General features: G+C 41.3%; 15 protein-coding genes and 1 other annotated feature. Of the genes, 3 read left to right on the forward strand and 12 right to left on the reverse strand.

Annotated features, from left to right (window positions below; all coding sequences use genetic code 11):
- Positions 1-185: 185 nt before the first annotated feature.
- Both BA81_RS05595 and BA81_RS05600 read right to left on the reverse strand, forming a co-directional pair.
- On the reverse strand, positions 186-1,535 hold the full coding sequence (locus BA81_RS05595) for an amino acid permease (RefSeq protein WP_034281072.1): 1,350 nt from the start codon (positions 1,533-1,535) through the stop codon (positions 186-188).
- A gap of 75 nt (positions 1,536-1,610) precedes the next feature.
- Positions 1,611-1,836 (reverse strand) — a binding site (T-box leader).
- Between the two features lie 89 nt (positions 1,837-1,925).
- Positions 1,926-2,600, reverse strand: coding sequence for an NAD(P)H-dependent oxidoreductase (locus tag BA81_RS05600; RefSeq protein ID WP_034281073.1), 675 nt, complete (start codon positions 2,598-2,600; stop codon positions 1,926-1,928).
- Positions 2,601-2,827: 227 nt separating this feature from the next.
- On the opposite strand from BA81_RS05600, the gene BA81_RS05605 reads away from it, so the two are divergent.
- Positions 2,828-3,193 (forward strand): winged helix-turn-helix transcriptional regulator, encoded by a 366-nt coding sequence (locus BA81_RS05605; RefSeq protein ID WP_024423595.1) that lies wholly within the window; start codon positions 2,828-2,830, stop codon positions 3,191-3,193.
- Between the two features lie 9 nt (positions 3,194-3,202).
- Here the strand turns inward: BA81_RS05605 and BA81_RS05610 are convergent, their stop codons facing one another.
- The 3 genes from BA81_RS05610 to ctpB all read right to left on the reverse strand — a co-directional run bounded on the left by BA81_RS05610 (position 3,203) and on the right by ctpB (position 6,605).
- A complete protein-coding gene (locus BA81_RS05610) occupies positions 3,203-4,390 on the reverse strand; it encodes a PDZ domain-containing protein (RefSeq protein WP_024426241.1) in 1,188 nt (395 codons plus the stop codon).
- Positions 4,391-4,458: 68 nt separating this feature from the next.
- A complete protein-coding gene (locus BA81_RS05615; protein ID WP_007500014.1) occupies positions 4,459-4,812 on the reverse strand; it encodes a swarming motility protein SwrAA in 354 nt (117 codons plus the stop codon).
- Between the two features lie 344 nt (positions 4,813-5,156).
- Positions 5,157-6,605 (reverse strand): carboxy-terminal processing protease CtpB, encoded by a 1,449-nt coding sequence (gene ctpB / locus BA81_RS05620; protein WP_034281075.1) that lies wholly within the window; start codon positions 6,603-6,605, stop codon positions 5,157-5,159.
- A 153-nt stretch (positions 6,606-6,758) separates the two neighbouring features.
- On the opposite strand from ctpB, the gene BA81_RS05625 reads away from it, so the two are divergent.
- The gene (locus BA81_RS05625) at positions 6,759-7,499 is read left to right on the forward strand and encodes a sulfite exporter TauE/SafE family protein (protein ID WP_024423598.1); all 741 of its coding nucleotides are present in this window, start codon (positions 6,759-6,761) and stop codon (positions 7,497-7,499) included.
- 49 nt (positions 7,500-7,548) lie between these two features.
- On the opposite strand, the gene BA81_RS05630 is transcribed toward BA81_RS05625, so the two are convergent.
- The 5 genes from BA81_RS05630 to BA81_RS05650 form a co-directional block, all read right to left on the reverse strand.
- Complete coding sequence (locus BA81_RS05630) at positions 7,549-8,811, reverse strand: murein hydrolase activator EnvC family protein (protein ID WP_034281077.1); 1,263 nt, start codon at positions 8,809-8,811, stop codon at positions 7,549-7,551.
- 110 nt (positions 8,812-8,921) lie between these two features.
- Positions 8,922-9,812 (reverse strand): permease-like cell division protein FtsX, encoded by an 891-nt coding sequence (gene ftsX / locus BA81_RS05635; protein WP_034281079.1) that lies wholly within the window; start codon positions 9,810-9,812, stop codon positions 8,922-8,924.
- Positions 9,805-10,491 (reverse strand): cell division ATP-binding protein FtsE, encoded by a 687-nt coding sequence (gene ftsE, locus BA81_RS05640; protein WP_024423601.1) that lies wholly within the window; start codon positions 10,489-10,491, stop codon positions 9,805-9,807. The genes ftsX and ftsE overlap by 8 nt, the downstream gene beginning before the upstream one ends.
- Positions 10,492-10,874: 383 nt before the next feature.
- Positions 10,875-11,204, reverse strand: coding sequence for a cytochrome c551 (gene cccB, locus BA81_RS05645; RefSeq protein WP_024423602.1), 330 nt, complete (start codon positions 11,202-11,204; stop codon positions 10,875-10,877).
- Between the two features lie 48 nt (positions 11,205-11,252).
- Positions 11,253-12,101: a YitT family protein gene (locus tag BA81_RS05650; RefSeq protein ID WP_024426245.1), complete on the reverse strand. Its 849-nt coding sequence runs from the start codon at positions 12,099-12,101 to the stop codon at positions 11,253-11,255.
- A gap of 189 nt (positions 12,102-12,290) precedes the next feature.
- Between BA81_RS05650 and BA81_RS05655 the strand changes: the two genes are divergently transcribed.
- Positions 12,291-13,025 carry an alpha/beta fold hydrolase gene (locus tag BA81_RS05655; RefSeq protein WP_034281081.1) on the forward strand — a complete coding sequence of 245 codons (735 nt, stop codon included), beginning with the start codon at positions 12,291-12,293 and terminating at the stop codon, positions 13,023-13,025.
- A gap of 17 nt (positions 13,026-13,042) precedes the next feature.
- Here BA81_RS05655 and BA81_RS05660 read toward each other — a convergent pair whose 3' ends face one another.
- Together BA81_RS05660 and prfB are read right to left on the reverse strand one after the other, a co-directional pair.
- Positions 13,043-14,836: a M3 family oligoendopeptidase gene (locus BA81_RS05660; protein WP_034281083.1), complete on the reverse strand. Its 1,794-nt coding sequence runs from the start codon at positions 14,834-14,836 to the stop codon at positions 13,043-13,045.
- Positions 14,837-14,960: 124 nt separating this feature from the next.
- Positions 14,961-16,062, reverse strand: a protein-coding gene (prfB, locus tag BA81_RS05665; RefSeq protein WP_098677688.1) for a peptide chain release factor 2 whose coding sequence is annotated in 2 segments (ribosomal slippage) — positions 14,961-15,989 and positions 15,991-16,062 — 1,101 coding nt in all. Because the reading frame shifts where the segments join, the coding sequence is not laid out codon by codon here.
- Positions 16,063-16,105 lie beyond the last annotated feature (43 nt).

Raw genomic sequence — 16,105 nt, forward strand, 5'->3', positions numbered from 1 at the left:
ATGAAGACTATCTATGAGAATCAGCTGTCTACATTTGAACAGTCTTCTTAACAACCACTATTTTTAATCCCTTTTTCATCACATATTCTATTTTTCAAAAGGGAGAGCTGAATGCTTCATTCACGAAATACTATCACAAAAAAAGCGTGCAAGACCTTCTTGAGAACGTCCTGCACGCTTTTAAATCAAACAGCTGTTTCAAACCGCTTTCTGTTGATGAAGAAAGAAAGAGTAATAATCAGATAAATGCCCATTGTGACCATCGTTTGGACAATTGGAGTTGTTGACACAACGCCGATGAAAATGGCAATGATCGCAATCACAGAAAACCATGTTGTGAAAGGATACAGCTTCACACGATATCCTCCTGGTTCTGCTACACTTCGAGATTTTAAATGCCCGACAGCAATAATAAACCAAATGAATAAGACCGTATAGCTTAAAGATCCCATTAAATAATTAAAGGTTTGACTTCCTACAAAAAGAGAAATCAACACAGCGGCATACAATGTAGATGTACACACTAGGATCGCTCTGACAGGCACCTGCTGTTTTGATAGCTTTGAGAAGCCCTTCCATACACGCCCATCCATCGCTTGCGTATAAAGTACCCTTGAGGATGCGTACAGCCCAGAGTTCATAGAAGACAAGATCGCTAATAAAATGATACCGTTCATGATGTCACTTGCGTATGGCACGCCAATCGTTGCAAACACGGTGACGAATGGACTCACTTGCTCATTGTTTACTTGATTCCAGGGAATCAAGCTGACGATGATGAAGAACGGCAGTACATAGAAACCGATGATTCGTACAAATGTACTTTGAATGGCCTTTGGGATGACTTTTTCAGGGTTTTTTGTTTCTGCTAATGTGACCCCGATCATTTCAGTCCCGCCATATGAATACACCACCACAAGCATGGCCGCAATTAAGCCGCCTGTTCCATTCGGGAAAAATCCTCCGTGGTCGGTTAAGTTGGATAATCCCGGTGCAGCATGCTGACCAAATGAGACAAACAGCATGGTTAACCCAATGATAATAAATAAAATAATGACAGCAATTTTAATAGAAGCTAACCAGTACTCCGTCTCAGCAAACATTTTAACAGAACAAACATTGATCAATGTCACAACAAGTGAAATGATTAACACAAGTATCCAAATCGGCACCTGTGGGAACCAGTACTGAATAAAGATCGCAGATACGATTGCTTCTGCTGCAATGTTCAGCACCCACATTTTCCAGTATATCCAGTCTAAGAAATAAGCCGGATATTTCCCTAACACCGGTTCAATTAAATCACGGAATGTTCTTGCGCCAGGTCGTGCAACCGTCATTTCGGCAAGTCCTTGCATAATAAATAATAAAATAAGACCACCAATCATATATGCCAAAATGACAGCAGGACCTGCGATATCAATAGCGGAGCTGCTTCCTTTAAACAGACCAGCACCTATTGCACCACCAAGTGCGAGCATCATAATATGCCTTGACGTCATTGTTCGTTTTAACTGCACATGTTCCTTTTCCATTTTCTATAGCTCCTTTAAATTTGAATCTTCAGACAAATATAGGATAAAAACATATAAAAAGGCCAGTCATCTCCTTGAAGAGACGACTGACCTTGCAACCGCGTTACCACTCTAATTGATTCAGCCATAGCTGAATCCAACTTAAAACCCGTTAACGGAGGTCACACGTAAAGACTTACTATTCATTCAGTCTTACCGCTCTTTGAGCGAGTTCAATGATTCGTTTTACTGCGTTGCACCAACCCGCAGCTCTCTTAAAAAAACGGATGTTCATCTACTATTCTCAAGTCAAAGCGTTTATAGTCAATTTGTATATTCATCAAAGATTTTATTTTTTAAATATACTGACTAACCACGCAATTGTCAACATCCTTTTTCAGACATTCTCTTTTAACGAATCCAAACAGCTACTTCATCCATCGGACGGCGCGTTTTGCCGCGCTTTGGCTCGGTGACACGATAACCAAAGGCTGCCATGACAGAAATATCATACTGACCATCCTCAAGCAGCCCTTCTTCATCTAGAATGCGATGAATCTCATCGTAGCTGAATCCCTCGACCGGGCATGAATCAATGCCAATTTGTGCAGCAGCTGTCATCATGTTTCCAAGGGCAATATACGTTTGTTTTGAAGCCCAGTCAAAGAGCGTACGTTCATTTTCTAACAAATGAAGATCATTCTCTTGGAATTCTTGGTAGCGTCCCTTCACCATCTCGAACGTTTCGTCTGACATTCCTTTGATTTGCTTGTTGATGTATTCTGCATATGCTGAATCATAACGGGCGTCTGTTCTTGCCAAGATGATCACAAAATGGCTGGCAGTAGGAAGCTGCTTTTGCGCTCCCCATGTATACTCTTTTAATTTTTCTCTAAATGCTTCATTTTGAACAACGAGGAACTTCCAAGGCTCAAATCCTACAGAGCTTGGGGAAAGTCTTCCTGTTTCTAAAATAAATGCAAAATCATCCTCTGATATTTTTTTCGTTGGATCAAACTCTTTTGTCGCATGGCGGAACTCATACGCCTCAATGATTTCTTTTTTTAATTGCTCTTTGTCTTGCATTGTATTCATCCTTTCTATTAACCAATTAGGGCGTTAGTTTCATCAATCCAATTCCTTTCCATTCCCATATAGAAATTGTTATGATAAAAAAACAACAGCCCGAATGTGTGATGTGATATCCCTATGGTATAAGAAAAGCTTCGAGTGATTCAAGTACGCACATTTTTGTTCGTTAGGTACCATCTTGTTCGTGTATCACCAAATTTGTCTTAGAAAGGAGTGTTAAGATGAGTGCACCATCCAATCCAGTCAGTATTGTCAATCATGGCTGTCCCGTTTCAGTGACGACAAGTGTCATCGGAGGGAAATGGAAAGGAGTGATCCTTTATCATTTGACTTGCGGACCAAAACGCTACAATGAATTGCGCCGGCTGCTGCCAAGAATTTCTCAGCGTGTCCTCACACTGCAATTGCGTGAGCTTGAACAAGACGGCGTTGTCCATAGAGAAGTCTATGAGGAGGTCCCCCCTCGTGTCGAATATTCCCTCACTTCTCTCGGAAATACATTAAAGCCTATCATCTTCGCCATGCGTGAATGGGGCGAATCCTACGGGAAAGAAGCGCGCCCAAAAGAAAAAAGCTGCCATCTCTAGCAGCTTTTTTTAAGATGAAATTGCCGTTGGTTCTTGCTGTGGATCATCCTTTACAAACAGGATGCCAAGCTGATGATGCTCCCCTTCGTAAGAAGCACGTTTCTCAAATCTTGTCTGACCATTTAAGCCAATGATCTCGAGCTTTGTTAGAGCACGATTGGTTTGAAGGGCTTCATAAAATTCCGAAACGGTTTTGACTTCAATTCCATTCACTTTTGTGATGACTTCTCCGATCTCAAGCTTTAAATCAGCCGCTGGTGTATTTGGAATAATCCCCAGCACCATCAGCCCTTGATTACGCTTAGAGAAGTAGAACGGGGCAGCATTGTCATTGACCCTCTGTTTCCATGAGAGAAAGGCTCTTCCTATCACCGCAATCAATACAGCTCCCCAAGCAATCGGTTCAAACCAAATACTTGCAGCCCCTAATAAGGCGACAGCGAGTCCGAGCATGAGAATACGCCGCGCTGTAATTTGAATACTAACAATTGGCAGTGAGCCTTGAATTCTCTGACCGAATCCGATGATATATGGAATCAAAATAAATGAAAAGCTTTGATCATGTACTTGAAGCACCGGCCACCATGGCAGAGAAGAAGTGAATTCACCTGCCGGCATCAGCAAAACAAGCGGTAAAAGCCACAGACGGTTTGCCCGCTGCTGACCAATTAAAAGTCCTCTCGCACTCATCACCATAGCAGGCGATGTACGTAAATGCGCCGTTCGATAGGCTAGAATCCCCTCCGTCATTAATAGAAGTCCTAGCAGAATGACAACGGCTGATGCATTCATCATTGAGAGCTGCGGCAGCCAAGAATGACTCACTTGGAAATGCATCAGTCCAAGTGCCGCAATAAAACTGAAACCGAGTGTGTATGCAGACGAAAGCGCACTCGCCTTAAAGAATAAAGAGAAAACGATGGTCATCGCTGCAATCAGCACGATGAATCCAGGGGGGAGGGCAATCCCTAAGCCTACTGAAATAACGGATAGGCAAATCCCTAGAATCCATCCCTTTGAATATGTAAATTTAAGTTCATCGTATACATCTTCTATTCTTGTTTGAAACGCTTTTCTCTCCCGCTTTACGCGGATGTAGCCATGCAATAGGCTGATTAATATCATGAAATAAAAAAGAGGATGGATTAAAAACAGACCGACCGCTTTTAATCCAGCTCCCATCCACTCCGAGCTCATTATCGTTCACCGCCCAAGTCAAGCATTTTCTCTTATTCTATCAAATAAATCGATGCTTGACATCAGGTTTATTTCTCCTGATTCATCCAAAGTGTGACATTCGACAGTGAAAAATCTTTTAAGTAGTGATTGACATCTACATCTAGTATGCCGCCGAGCAGCTGCATCGACCTCTTGATGTCGGTTAAGTTTATACCAAGTCTCTTATGATTATCCATTAAATAATTGAAGTATATCTCAGCACAGTCTTCATCGATTTCGTCGACTGATTCTACCGTTGTGTAATTGACCAAGTACCTGCTTAACAGCATGAGCAGACTTAATGCCTTTGTAGCGGAAAACGTCACATCTTTCGTACGACTCTTAAGTTCCTCTACCAACTCGTAATATTTTTTCTCTCTCACAATACTTGCCCTTTTCAATTGTGTACCCCCATTTACTAGTTCTTTTAAGAAAAGCGCAAACCTCGGTACAGCTTCATGCTCAAGCTGAATATCCGCAAAAAATAAAATATTTAAAATGAGTGCTACTTTTTATTGTAAGAATTATTTATGTAACATACAACTTTCAAAAGTTTCATTTTCATGACATGTTTAAATCAACAGAAAGTCTCTTATATACATATGTTATCGGGTAAAATTGAAGGAATGTTATGTTTTTTGTAAAATAAATGAATATATTTCTCGATATAATTTATTTTTAATCATAAATTATTACATGTTCATGACACTTATGAACCAAAAAAAAGAGGCTATTATTCGCCTCTTTATTTTTTAAGATATAGTGCTTTTAGTGCAGTCTGTAATTGAAGGTCATTTTTTTCGTATGATTTCACTTCATCCACCATTTTGTTCATCATTTCCGCTGTTTTCAAATCAATGACACCTGATTTATCGAGATTGTATGTGCTTTGGAAGGCAAGTACGGCCTTTTTCGTTTCTTCATCAAAGTATCCATCTACTCTGCCAGGGTCAAATGACAATCCCTTTAACAGCGTCTGCGCTTGTCTCACTTCTTCATTGTTCATATCACGCTGAAGCGGTTCTTTTAGCTGAAGCGGACCTGCGGTAAAGTAATCCGGCTGATGAATCGCAATTGTCGGTACGACGCCTTTTTTGTGAATCCAATTGCCTTTTGGCGTGAGCCATTTATACAGCGTTAATTTAATATTACTTCCATCTCCCATCGGAACCGCCTGCTGCACAGTTCCTTTTCCAAAGGAGACATCACCGACGACTTCATACTTTCCAGCTTCTTTCATGGCTCCAGCAAGTATTTCCGAAGCGGAAGCACTGCCTTTATCAATTAAGACATTGACTGGGTAAGGCTTTTTTTCTTTCAGTTTTGAAAAATATCGTTTCCGGTCGCCATTCCGTTCTGCGATTTGAATATAAGGCTGATCTTTCGTAATAAAATGCTTCAAAATATCTTCCACACTTTGCAGATAGCCGCCAGGGTTTCCTCTCACATCCAGTACAAGGCCTTCTATGCCCTTTTTCTCGAGCTGTTTCAAGCTTGAAGTGAAATCCTTCGCCGTATCTTCAGAGAAGCTGGAGATCGCAATATAGCCTGTTTTATGACCATTTACCTCTTTTACAGAGGAAGTCACTGTTTCAAGTGGAATTTCTTCTCGTTTGATATGGAACGTTAGCTCTTTTTCAATCCCGTTTCGTTTGATTGTTAAGGCGACAGACGTTCCTTTTTTTCCTCTTATTTTCAGTACAGCATCGTTTAAGCTTTTTTCTTTCATCGGCTCACCGTCTATGCTGATGACTTCATCTTTCGGCTTTAGACCTGCTTTTGCCGCAGGGGATTTTTTAAAGGCGGAGACGATAATGATCTTTCCTTCATCCATCCCCACTTCTGCCCCAATTCCCTCAAAGGAAGAATCAAGCGAATCAGAAAATTGCTTTGCGGTTTGCTTGTCCATGTATACTGAATACGGATCGTTTAACGTCGAAAGCATTCCTTGGATCGCGCCTTCAAGCAGCTTTTGCCGATCCACTTCCTCTACATATTCATTTGAAATAAGGTCATAGGCTTTCTCGATCTTTTCCATCCCATTCTCTTTCGCCTTATCACTTGATTGAGCTTGTCCAGCCATTGCAGCTGCTGCTTGCGGTGACTCCGCATGAGTTCCCTCTTTATGCGTCATCACACCTGCACTTATTAAGAGAACGACACTTGCCATAATAGATGCGATTTGTTTTTTCATATTTGGCCTCCTTCTTCAACTCTTCCTGATGACCTGAGTTATTATATGCCAGAAGAAGGGATTTCATGTAAAGACATTCTCTCGTGAAGGCTTGACGAATCATTTTATTAGGTGTAATTTTTATTTTGTTATGATTGAGAAGGAGTCTTCGCTATGTATATTATCTTGACGATGCTTTTATTAGGAATTTTATTAGGTTTTGTAGGAGCAGGCGGGGCAGGATTTGTCATCGCATTGCTTACGTTAATTTTTGATATCCCTATCCATACCGCACTCGGGACGTCATTAGCCGCTATGGCATTTACGACACTATCAGGTGCATACAGCCACTACCGGGAAGGGAACATTCAGCTGAAATCTGGTTTGATTGTCGGGGCACTTGCTTGTATCGCTTCTTTTGCCGGGGCTAAGGTTGCTCCTTTTATTCCAGAAGAGAGTCTGCACTATTTAACAGCAGGGATGCTTTTTTTATCCGCTGTTTTTATGATGATCAAACTATTTGTTCTTAATGAAGAGGCTGAGCAGCAGCCGCTTTCTTCTCGTCAGCTGATGACAAGAGGCATTATTTTAGGCCTTGTGTCTGGGATGCTGTCAGGCATGTTTGGTATCGGGTCTGCACCATTCATTCAAGTAGGACTTTTGATTTTACTGAAGCTGTCGATAAGGCAAGCCGTTGGCACGACCATGCTTGTCATTATTCCGATTTCCATCGGCGGTGGAATTGGATATATTTCAGAGGGCTATGTTGATTTTATCTTGCTGATCCAAATATTAATTGGCACCGTATTAGGCGCATTTATCGGCGCGAAATTCACACGCCTTGCACCGAAGCTCTTATTGAAATCAGCTGTTCTGTTAACACCTATTATTGCCGGATTACTGCTGTTATTTTAATTCTAACTAGATCAAAAAAGCCGATAACATCATGTTATCGGCTTTTTGATTAGCGGATATATTGCGCTGGATTGACTGCATTTGATTTTGCGCCATTCCATAATCCTTTATGAATTTCAAAGTGAAGATGCTGACCATGCGATTGGCCGGTATTTCCCATATATCCAAGGAATTGTCCTTGTTCGACTCTCTGTCCTGTTGACACACTTCTTGTAGACAGGTGGGCGTATACAGTTTGATATGTCTGTCCATTGATATTGTGCGTAATGAACACAACATTTCCGTAGCTCGATGAGTAGCTGGAGTTCGTGACTGTTCCAGATGCTGCTGCATAGACAGGAACTGTGCCTTTTGCTGCAATATCTAATCCGAAGTGGTTTCCGCCAGAACGTCCGCCAAAGCCAGATGAGAAACGTCCTGCAGCTGGTTTAATAAAGCCAGAGCTGCTTGCTGGTGTATCAGACACTTGATCTGAGCCGCCGCTGTGAGATGCAGGTGCATTTTTTTCAGCTGCTTGTTTTGCTTTCTTCGCTTCTTCCTTTTGTCGGTGTGCTTCCTCAGATTTCACAGCCGCTTTTTGATTCGCTAGGATTTCTTGTTCATTCTCAAGCTTGCCTAGTTCATCATGTGCATGATTTTTTTTATCTGTCACATCACCTAAAATGTGTTCTTTTTCTTTGTGCTTCTTAGATAAATCTTTTTTCAGTGCTTCTAGCTCTTTCAGAGATGTTTCAAGTCCGCTTAGCTGATTATTTAGCTCTGCTTCTTTTTGCTCCACCAGCTTTAAGTCATTTTCATGTTCTGTAATCATGTCTTTGTCTGCTTCGACAATCGTTGTGACAGCCCCAACACGACCGACAAAATCACTAAAGCTGCGAGCACCTAGCAGCACATCTAAATAGTTGATCGTACCGCCGCTTTTTTGCATTGAACGAATTCGGTCTTTGAAAATGGCTTTTCTTTTTTCAATTCGCTCATTGATGACTTGAATGTCTTTTTTTAGCTTCTTGATCTCTTGCTTCGTTTTTTTAACTTCTTTCTCTTTTTCAGCGACTTTTTCAGTTGCAGTACTTACCTTTTGGTCAATTTGTTCAATTTCTTTCTTGAGCTTTGATTCTTTCTTTTCAAGCTTTGCCAGCTCTGACTTCTTCTTCTTCAAGCTTGATTCAGTCTTCGATGTTTTCTCTTCGATTTGTTGACGTTTTTGATCTAGGTCTTCGTATGCGAATGCACGATTCTCGTTCCCTGGAATGTATAGCCACGTTGTTCCAATAAACGCTGCCATTCCAGCCATCATCAGCTTTCTTTTCAAAACGATATTCCCCTCCCATGACAACTGTCGACATGAAGAGCCGACCGGATGAATCGGGTCAACCGGTCACATCTTCTATAGAATCCTCGAATGCTGCCATCAAAATATATTTATACTTTTAAGAATTTACGGATAGACGTTAAGCTTCCCCATACACCAATGATTGCACCGATCACTAGCAGGACCAGTGATACTTGATAGACAAACGGATTGTATGGAAGCATTGAAATAAATGAGCCTTGTACTCTCGGTGCGACCCAGCCAACTGCATATTGATACGTGCCAAGCAATAGGGCAATTGGTATAATGGAACCAAATACACCAAGCAATAATCCTTCAATGAAGAATGGCCAGCGGATAAACCAGTTCGTTGCACCTACCAGCTTCATAATCTCAATTTCTTTACGTCTAGCAAAAATCGTAATTTTGATCGTATTGGAGATTAAGAACATAGCTGTAAATAACAGCCCAATAATGAGCACAATGCCGACATTACGCGCTACTCCAACTACATTGAAGAGTCGGCTGACCTCTTCTTTCCCATAGGTTACTTTATATGTACCCTTTAGGTTTTCTAATTTCTTCGCTACTTTTGGTGTATCGTGAGGATCTGTTGTTTTCACAATAAACGCATCGTTTAATGGATTTTCTTGATCAACAAGTCCCATGGATTGTCCATTTTCTCCAAAGCTTTTAATCAGTGCTTTCAGTTCGTCATCCTTAGATGAGTACTTCACATTACTGATTTCAGGAATCTTTTCAATTTCTGCTTTTAATTCATCCTGCTGCTTTTGATTCGCCGTTAATTCGATTAATACTTTTACTTCTACTTCTTTTTCAGCGTTCGATGCCATGTTATTCAAGTTGAGCATAATCACAAGGAAAACCCCAACTAAAATCAATGTGACAGTAACCGCACTAATTGATGCAAATGTCATCCACGTGTTTCTTCCAAGTGAACGGAAGCTCTCACGTAAATGCCGCGAGAGAGTTTTAATCATAAATTCCGTACTCCCCTCTTGCTTCGTCACGCACAATCATTCCATCTTCGATTGCGATGACGCGTTTCTTCATGGTGTTTACAATTTCTTTGTTGTGTGTCGCCATAACCACTGTTGTTCCGCGGTTATTAATCTCTTCGAGCGTCTTCATGATTTCCCAAGAAGTGTCTGGATCAAGGTTTCCTGTCGGCTCATCTGCAATGACGACCTCAGGGCTATTAACAATCGAGCGGGCGATAGACACACGCTGCTGTTCACCGCCGGACAGCTGGTCAGGAAATTGACGCGCTCTGTGCTTTAGCTGAACCAGATCGAGAACATCAAGCACTTTTTTCTTAATGATATGAGGCTGTTCACCAATCACTTCAAGAGCAAATGCTACGTTCTCAAACACAGTAAGAGTTGGGAGCAGCTTGAAATCTTGGAATACTACGCCAATTTCTCTTCTTACGTAAGGAATTTCTTTTTCCTTCATTGAGCCTAAATCTTTGTTATTAATTAAGATTTGCCCTTTGGTTGGCTTCTCTTCACGATACATCATTTTGATGAAAGTGGATTTACCAGCACCGCTGGGACCAACAACATACACAAACTCTCCTGGATGGATAGAGACATTGATTCCATTGATCGCCTTTACGCCATTAGGATAGATCTTGTAGACTTCCTTCATTTGAATCATGTAATCACCTAATCTTTTCTTATTCGCTGACTAACAGCTTATCATGATGTTTTGACACTTCTCGTCAAAAAACGTTATGTATGGTCACGCACATACCCTTCGATACTTACTAACAATTTATGTCCTTTTCATCCAAAAAGATGAAAAAATTGAATCGTCTAAATTTCAACAACTCCAATTATACGTCATGAATCGACGCAATGGTATTACATTTATATTTCAAAACTTATAAATAAAAGGTAAATAGAACAATCAAAACCGAAAAACATGCCTTTATACCCTTATTTTTTAAATAAAATTTAATATAATGCGTTTTCATACTATCCAAAAGTCTTTTTCTACATATAAAAAAACAAAAAAACCTTGTCGATTAGACAAAGGTTTTATTTTTTCTCTGCAAGCCATTTTGCTACTTCTTTTGCCTGCTTCTCATCTACCATACCGCTTGGCATAGAGCCTTTACCGTTTTGCGCAATATCTGCGATTTGGCTTTCATTATATTTCTTCCCTACTTCCTTCAGGCTTGGACCGCCTCCGCCAGATAGGTCTTTCCCATGACAGCCGATACAGTTTTGCTGATAGATCTCCTCACCACTGCTCACAGATGATGCACTTTTGCTGCCTTCTTTGTCGCTGCTGCTTGAATTTCCTCCACAAGCCGCGAGAACAAGAAGCATCGCTGCAAATAGCATCGTTAATCCGCTTTTTTTCATCTATTTCCCTCCCTTACAATCATTTGGTCAACGCTATTATATCCTTGTTTATGCCCTTTTAAAACCCTCACCAAGCACCTCTTTTGCATCCATCACGATGACAAATGCTGATGCATCGATTGCTTTCACCACTTGTTTCAACTTTGTGAATTGTGACTGCCCAACGACACACATCAAAATTGGGCGGTCATGATCGGTATATCCTCCGACTGCTGAGATCTTCGTCACACCGCGGTCAATTTGATCAAAAACCGCCTGTCTGACCTCATCTTCATGCCCTGTAATGATCATTGCCATTTTTGAATGACTGAAGCCAGCCTGTACCACATCAATCGTTTTACTAGAAATAAACACACCAATGACCGCGTACAGCCCCTCTTCAATTCCAAAGACCGTCATCGCAGCCAGAACAATCAAGCCATCCATCATCGCTAAACAGGTGCCTAGCGTGAGTCCTGTGTACTTATTGATGATTTTGGCAGCGAGTGCTGTTCCACCCGTTGATCCATTCCCAAGGAACACGAGCCCTATTCCGATCCCAATGACCACACCGCCAAATATAGCCGCCAGCAGTGCTTCATGTGTGACAGGTGCAATATGTCTTGTGACAAACACCATGAAAGGTAAAAAAATCGAGCCAACGAGTGTTTTCACTCCAAATGTACCGCCTAATAAATAAAAGCCAGCGATAAACAGGGGAATATTAAGCCCCCATTGCACATACGCCGCTTCAAAGCCGAATGACTGCATAATGGTACTAATGCCGCTCACACCGCCTGCTGCAATCTGATTCGGTAATAATAACGTATTAAAACCAATCGCCACGATGGCAGATCCGATTAAAATGAACAAATAATTTTTCACTTCGATCCAAAATTGTGAATGTCCCTGCTTCATGTCTGTCTTCCTCCGTTACTTCTGAATGCACACCTATTTTAATCCCTCTTAAAACGATTGTAAATAACAGCCAAATGCAGTGCTAATGGATTAACACTTTATCACACAGACGGATCAGCGTACTTGCCGGTTGGCATAAGATGAATTGATGGTATATTTAATATGTACATGAGAAAGAAGGGGCATGCGATGAAGAAAATACTGAAGATAACAGGTATGACATTACTTGCACTGATCATCTTAGCTTTTGGTGCTTTCTATACATGGAGCCGCTTTACATATGGACCATCAGAAGAATTAAAAAAACAAGTGAACATGGAGCAAGTGGAACATAAAAACAATGTTTATACATTTGAAACATCAAAAAGTGATACTGGCATCATTCTCTATCCTGGGGCAAAGGTGGAACCACTTGCATATGCCTATATCGGGGATACGCTGATGAAAAAAGGCTACTCTGTCTTTATCCCTGACATGCCATTTTCCTTTGCGATCTTCAATCCAAACAAAGCGCAGGACATCATCAAAGATCACCAATCGATCAAACACTGGTATATTGGCGGACATTCACTTGGCGGGGCAGCTGCCGCTATGTTTGCAGAAAAAAATCAGAGCAAGCTCGATGGACTTTTTTTCCTAGCATCTTATCCAGCATCAGATGACCTGAAACAATCGTCACTAAAAATCCTCTCTATTTCAGGTGAAAAGGATGGGCTGGCAACACAAGAAAAAATCAAAAAATCGAAAGCAAATCTGCCGTCTCAAACCGTTTTTCATGAAATAAAAGGCGGAAATCATGCGCAGTTTGGCATGTATGGCAAACAAAAAGGGGATCAGCCAGCGGACATTCCAGCCCTATCGCAGCAAAATGATCTCATCCAGACAATGCTTGACTGGATGAATCGATCAAAAAAGCTCCCATAATAGGAGCTTTTCATTTTTTATTTTTTTGTCACCTCTAAAAATTCTTCAGCATCTGCTACAGCCAAACGAATGGCTTCTTCCCAAAATGCTTTTTGGGTAAGGTCAACGCCTAGATGCTTTTTGGCTAAATCTTCTACTGTCATTGAAGCAGTATCCTTTAATAATGCAATGTATTTCTCTTCAAACGATGTACCAGCCTGCAATGCTTTTGCGTAAATTCCTAACGAGAACATGTATCCAAAGGTGTATGGAAAATTATAAAATGGAACATTCGTGATATGGAAATGCAGCTTAGAAGCCCAGAAATGCGGATGGTATTCATCTAATGAGTCACCGAACGCTTCCTTCTGCGCTTCGACCATCAATTCATTCAATCTGTCAGCCGGCACTTCTCCTTGTTTACGCTCTTCATAAAAGCGCTGTTCAAATAAGAAACGAGATTGAATGTTCATGAAGAAAGCTACACTGCGCTGCAGCTTATCCTCTAACAGGCTGAGCCGCCCCTCTTCATTTGCCGCTTCTTTTAATGAGGCATCAGCTACAATCATTTCTGCGAATGTCGACGCTGTTTCAGCTACATTCATTGCGTATTTGCGATTCAGAATGCGAACATCCTGCATCACTTCCTGATGGAACGAATGACCGAGCTCATGCGCTAGTGTCGCCACATTGGATGGACTTCCTGAGAAGGTCATAAAAATACGTGATTCTCCGCTGTCAGGGAAATTTGTACAAAAGCCGCCTACCCGTTTGTTTGGACGGTCCTCAGCTTCTACCCAGCGTTCATTAAAGGCTTTTTCTGTAAAAGCAGCGAGCTCTTCTCCAAATCCTGCGAAATGTTTCACAATAAAAGCAGCTGCTTCTTGATAAGGATAGATTTTGGTCTCACTGCCGATAGGAGCCCCAACATCGAACCAGCTCAGCTTATCCACTCCAAGCATGTCAGCTTTTCGGTGTAAATAATCAATGAATGGCTGCTTATGTTCATCAATCACAGACCACATTGCATCAAGGGTTTCTTGTTTCATCCGGCAAATTTCAAGCGGTTCTTTTAAAATGTGATCCCAGCCCCTTGCTTCATACACTTGCAAACGAAAACCAGCAAGGTGATTGAGCGTACTAGCAAATAAATGTTCATCCTGCTTCCATGCATGCTCTAGGTTGTGATAAACGGCCTTTCTGACTTCACGATCTGAATCATCCATAGCATTTTCTGCTTGGCCTACAGAGATCATCTGCGTTTCTCCATGCTGTTCAAACGGAATGGTAATTTTATTGACTAAGCTGGAATAAAGCTCATCCCACGCATGGTACCCATCTACAGCCAGCTTTTGAATCAGCGTTTCTTGTTCAACAGGTAATTGATCCTTCACACGGTCTCTTCGCTCATTTAATATGTAGCGGACATCTGAAAAGGCTGCTGAATTCATCAATTCTTCCCACTTGTTTGCAGGGATAGCAGCTAGCGCTTGATCAAACAGTGCAAGGATGGTTCCTAAATCAGCTTCTAGGTTGGCAATCGTACCTCGAAGACTGCCTGCCTTCATATCCTTCGTATTTTGAGCTTGTAGGCAGGATACAAATGAACTTGCTTGAGACAATTTTTTATATGTAGTTTCATACGCGTCAAGGACAGACGTTAATTGGCTTTCAATGTGTGTATCTTCTTTTGAAAAGGCATCCACCTTTTGTCGTAATTCATCTAGTAGCTGCTGAATGTTTTGCAGGTATGTCTTAAATTCTGGTGAAGAACTGCCTCCTTTAAAAAAGGCATCTAAATCCCACGTTTCTTGCAATGGTGTTAATCCCAAAATATTTCCCCCTTTATTTGCTAATTTCATCATACAAAGGATATAGAATCAGTATGTCGTATGTATACCTTTATATTCATTATATTTTCTCACAATTAAAAAAACCCGGCAAGAAGCCGAGTTTTTATGATAATTTCGAACGTAAGTACGCATCGATAAATGAATCTAAATCTCCATCCATCACCGCTTGAACATTTCCCATCTCCGTATTGGTTCGATGGTCTTTCACAAGAGAATAAGGGTGGAATACATAAGAGCGGATTTGGCTTCCCCAGCCAATTTCTTTCTGCTCTCCTCTGATTTCATCCAATTCTGCCTGCTGTTCTTCGATCCGTTTTTGATAAAGTTTCGATTTCAGCATTTTCATCGCACGTTCTCTGTTTTTAATTTGTGATCTTTCTGTTTGGCACGTCACGACGACATTCGTTGGAATGTGTGTGATACGAACAGCAGAGTCCGTCGTATTAACGTGCTGCCCACCTGCTCCGCTTGCACGATACGTATCTACCTTGATATCCTCTGTCCGTATATCAATATCAATTTCTTCATTGAATTCCGGCATGACATCACAGGAAACGAAGGATGTATGTCTGCGGCCAGAAGAATCAAAAGGAGAAATACGAACCAAACGATGGACACCTTTTTCAGCTTTTAAGTAACCGTACGCGTTATGCCCTTTGATGAGCAAAGTCACAGACTTAATCCCTGCCTCATCACCTGGAAGGTAATCAAGCGTTTCGACCTTAAAGCCTCTGCGCTCTGCCCAGCGAGTGTACATTCGCAGAAGCATAGAACCCCAGTCCTGTGATTCAGTACCGCCTGCACCTGGGTGAAGCTCCAGAATGGCATTGTTTTTATCATAAGGTTCGCTTAAAAGAAGCTGCAGCTCAAATTCGTTAAACTGCTTCGTTAAGTTCTTCAGCTCTTTTTCAAGCTCTGCATGAAGCTCCTCGTCATAATCTTCCTTTAATAAGTCATGCGTCATTTGCAGCTCTTCATGTGATTCACTGAGCTCATGGTAGGAATTCACAGAATCCTTCAGTGCATTGGCTTCATTGATAACGCCTTGAGCCTTTTGCTGATCATTCCAAAAATCAGCCTCTGACATCGTCGCTTCAAGCTCTGCGATTTTGGCCTCTTTTGTTTCTAAGTCAAAGAGACCCCCTAAAATCAGCTAGCCTGCTAGCCATATTTTCAAGCTCTTGTCTAATTTCTACTAATTCCATATCCTTCACCTCATAGATGTATGGGGGCTGACATGAATAGAAA

Origin of the sequence: Bacillus safensis FO-36b (assembly GCF_000691165.1) — a bacterium.
GTDB classification, from domain to species: Bacteria; Bacillota; Bacilli; order Bacillales; family Bacillaceae; genus Bacillus; species Bacillus safensis.

Bases quoted from the DNA above. Each gene is read 5' to 3' on its own strand.
- BA81_RS05625 (WP_024423598.1), top strand. From the start codon at position 6,759: ATGTATATTATCTTGACGATGCTTTTATTAGGAATTTTATTAGGTTTT.
- ctpB (WP_034281075.1), bottom strand. From the start codon at position 6,605: ATGAAAAAACAAATCGCATCTATTATGGCAAGTGTCGTTCTCTTAATA.
- ftsX (WP_034281079.1), bottom strand. From the start codon at position 9,812: ATGATTAAAACTCTCTCGCGGCATTTACGTGAGAGCTTCCGTTCACTT.
- BA81_RS05655 (WP_034281081.1), top strand. From the start codon at position 12,291: ATGAAGAAAATACTGAAGATAACAGGTATGACATTACTTGCACTGATC.
- BA81_RS05605 (WP_024423595.1), top strand. From the start codon at position 2,828: ATGAGTGCACCATCCAATCCAGTCAGTATTGTCAATCATGGCTGTCCC.
- BA81_RS05610 (WP_024426241.1), bottom strand. From the start codon at position 4,390: ATGAGCTCGGAGTGGATGGGAGCTGGATTAAAAGCGGTCGGTCTGTTT.
- BA81_RS05650 (WP_024426245.1), bottom strand. From the start codon at position 12,101: ATGAAGCAGGGACATTCACAATTTTGGATCGAAGTGAAAAATTATTTG.
- BA81_RS05600 (WP_034281073.1), bottom strand. From the start codon at position 2,600: ATGCAAGACAAAGAGCAATTAAAAAAAGAAATCATTGAGGCGTATGAG.
- BA81_RS05595 (WP_034281072.1), bottom strand. From the start codon at position 1,535: ATGGAAAAGGAACATGTGCAGTTAAAACGAACAATGACGTCAAGGCAT.
- cccB (WP_024423602.1), bottom strand. From the start codon at position 11,204: ATGAAAAAAAGCGGATTAACGATGCTATTTGCAGCGATGCTTCTTGTT.
- ftsE (WP_024423601.1), bottom strand. From the start codon at position 10,491: ATGATTCAAATGAAGGAAGTCTACAAGATCTATCCTAATGGCGTAAAG.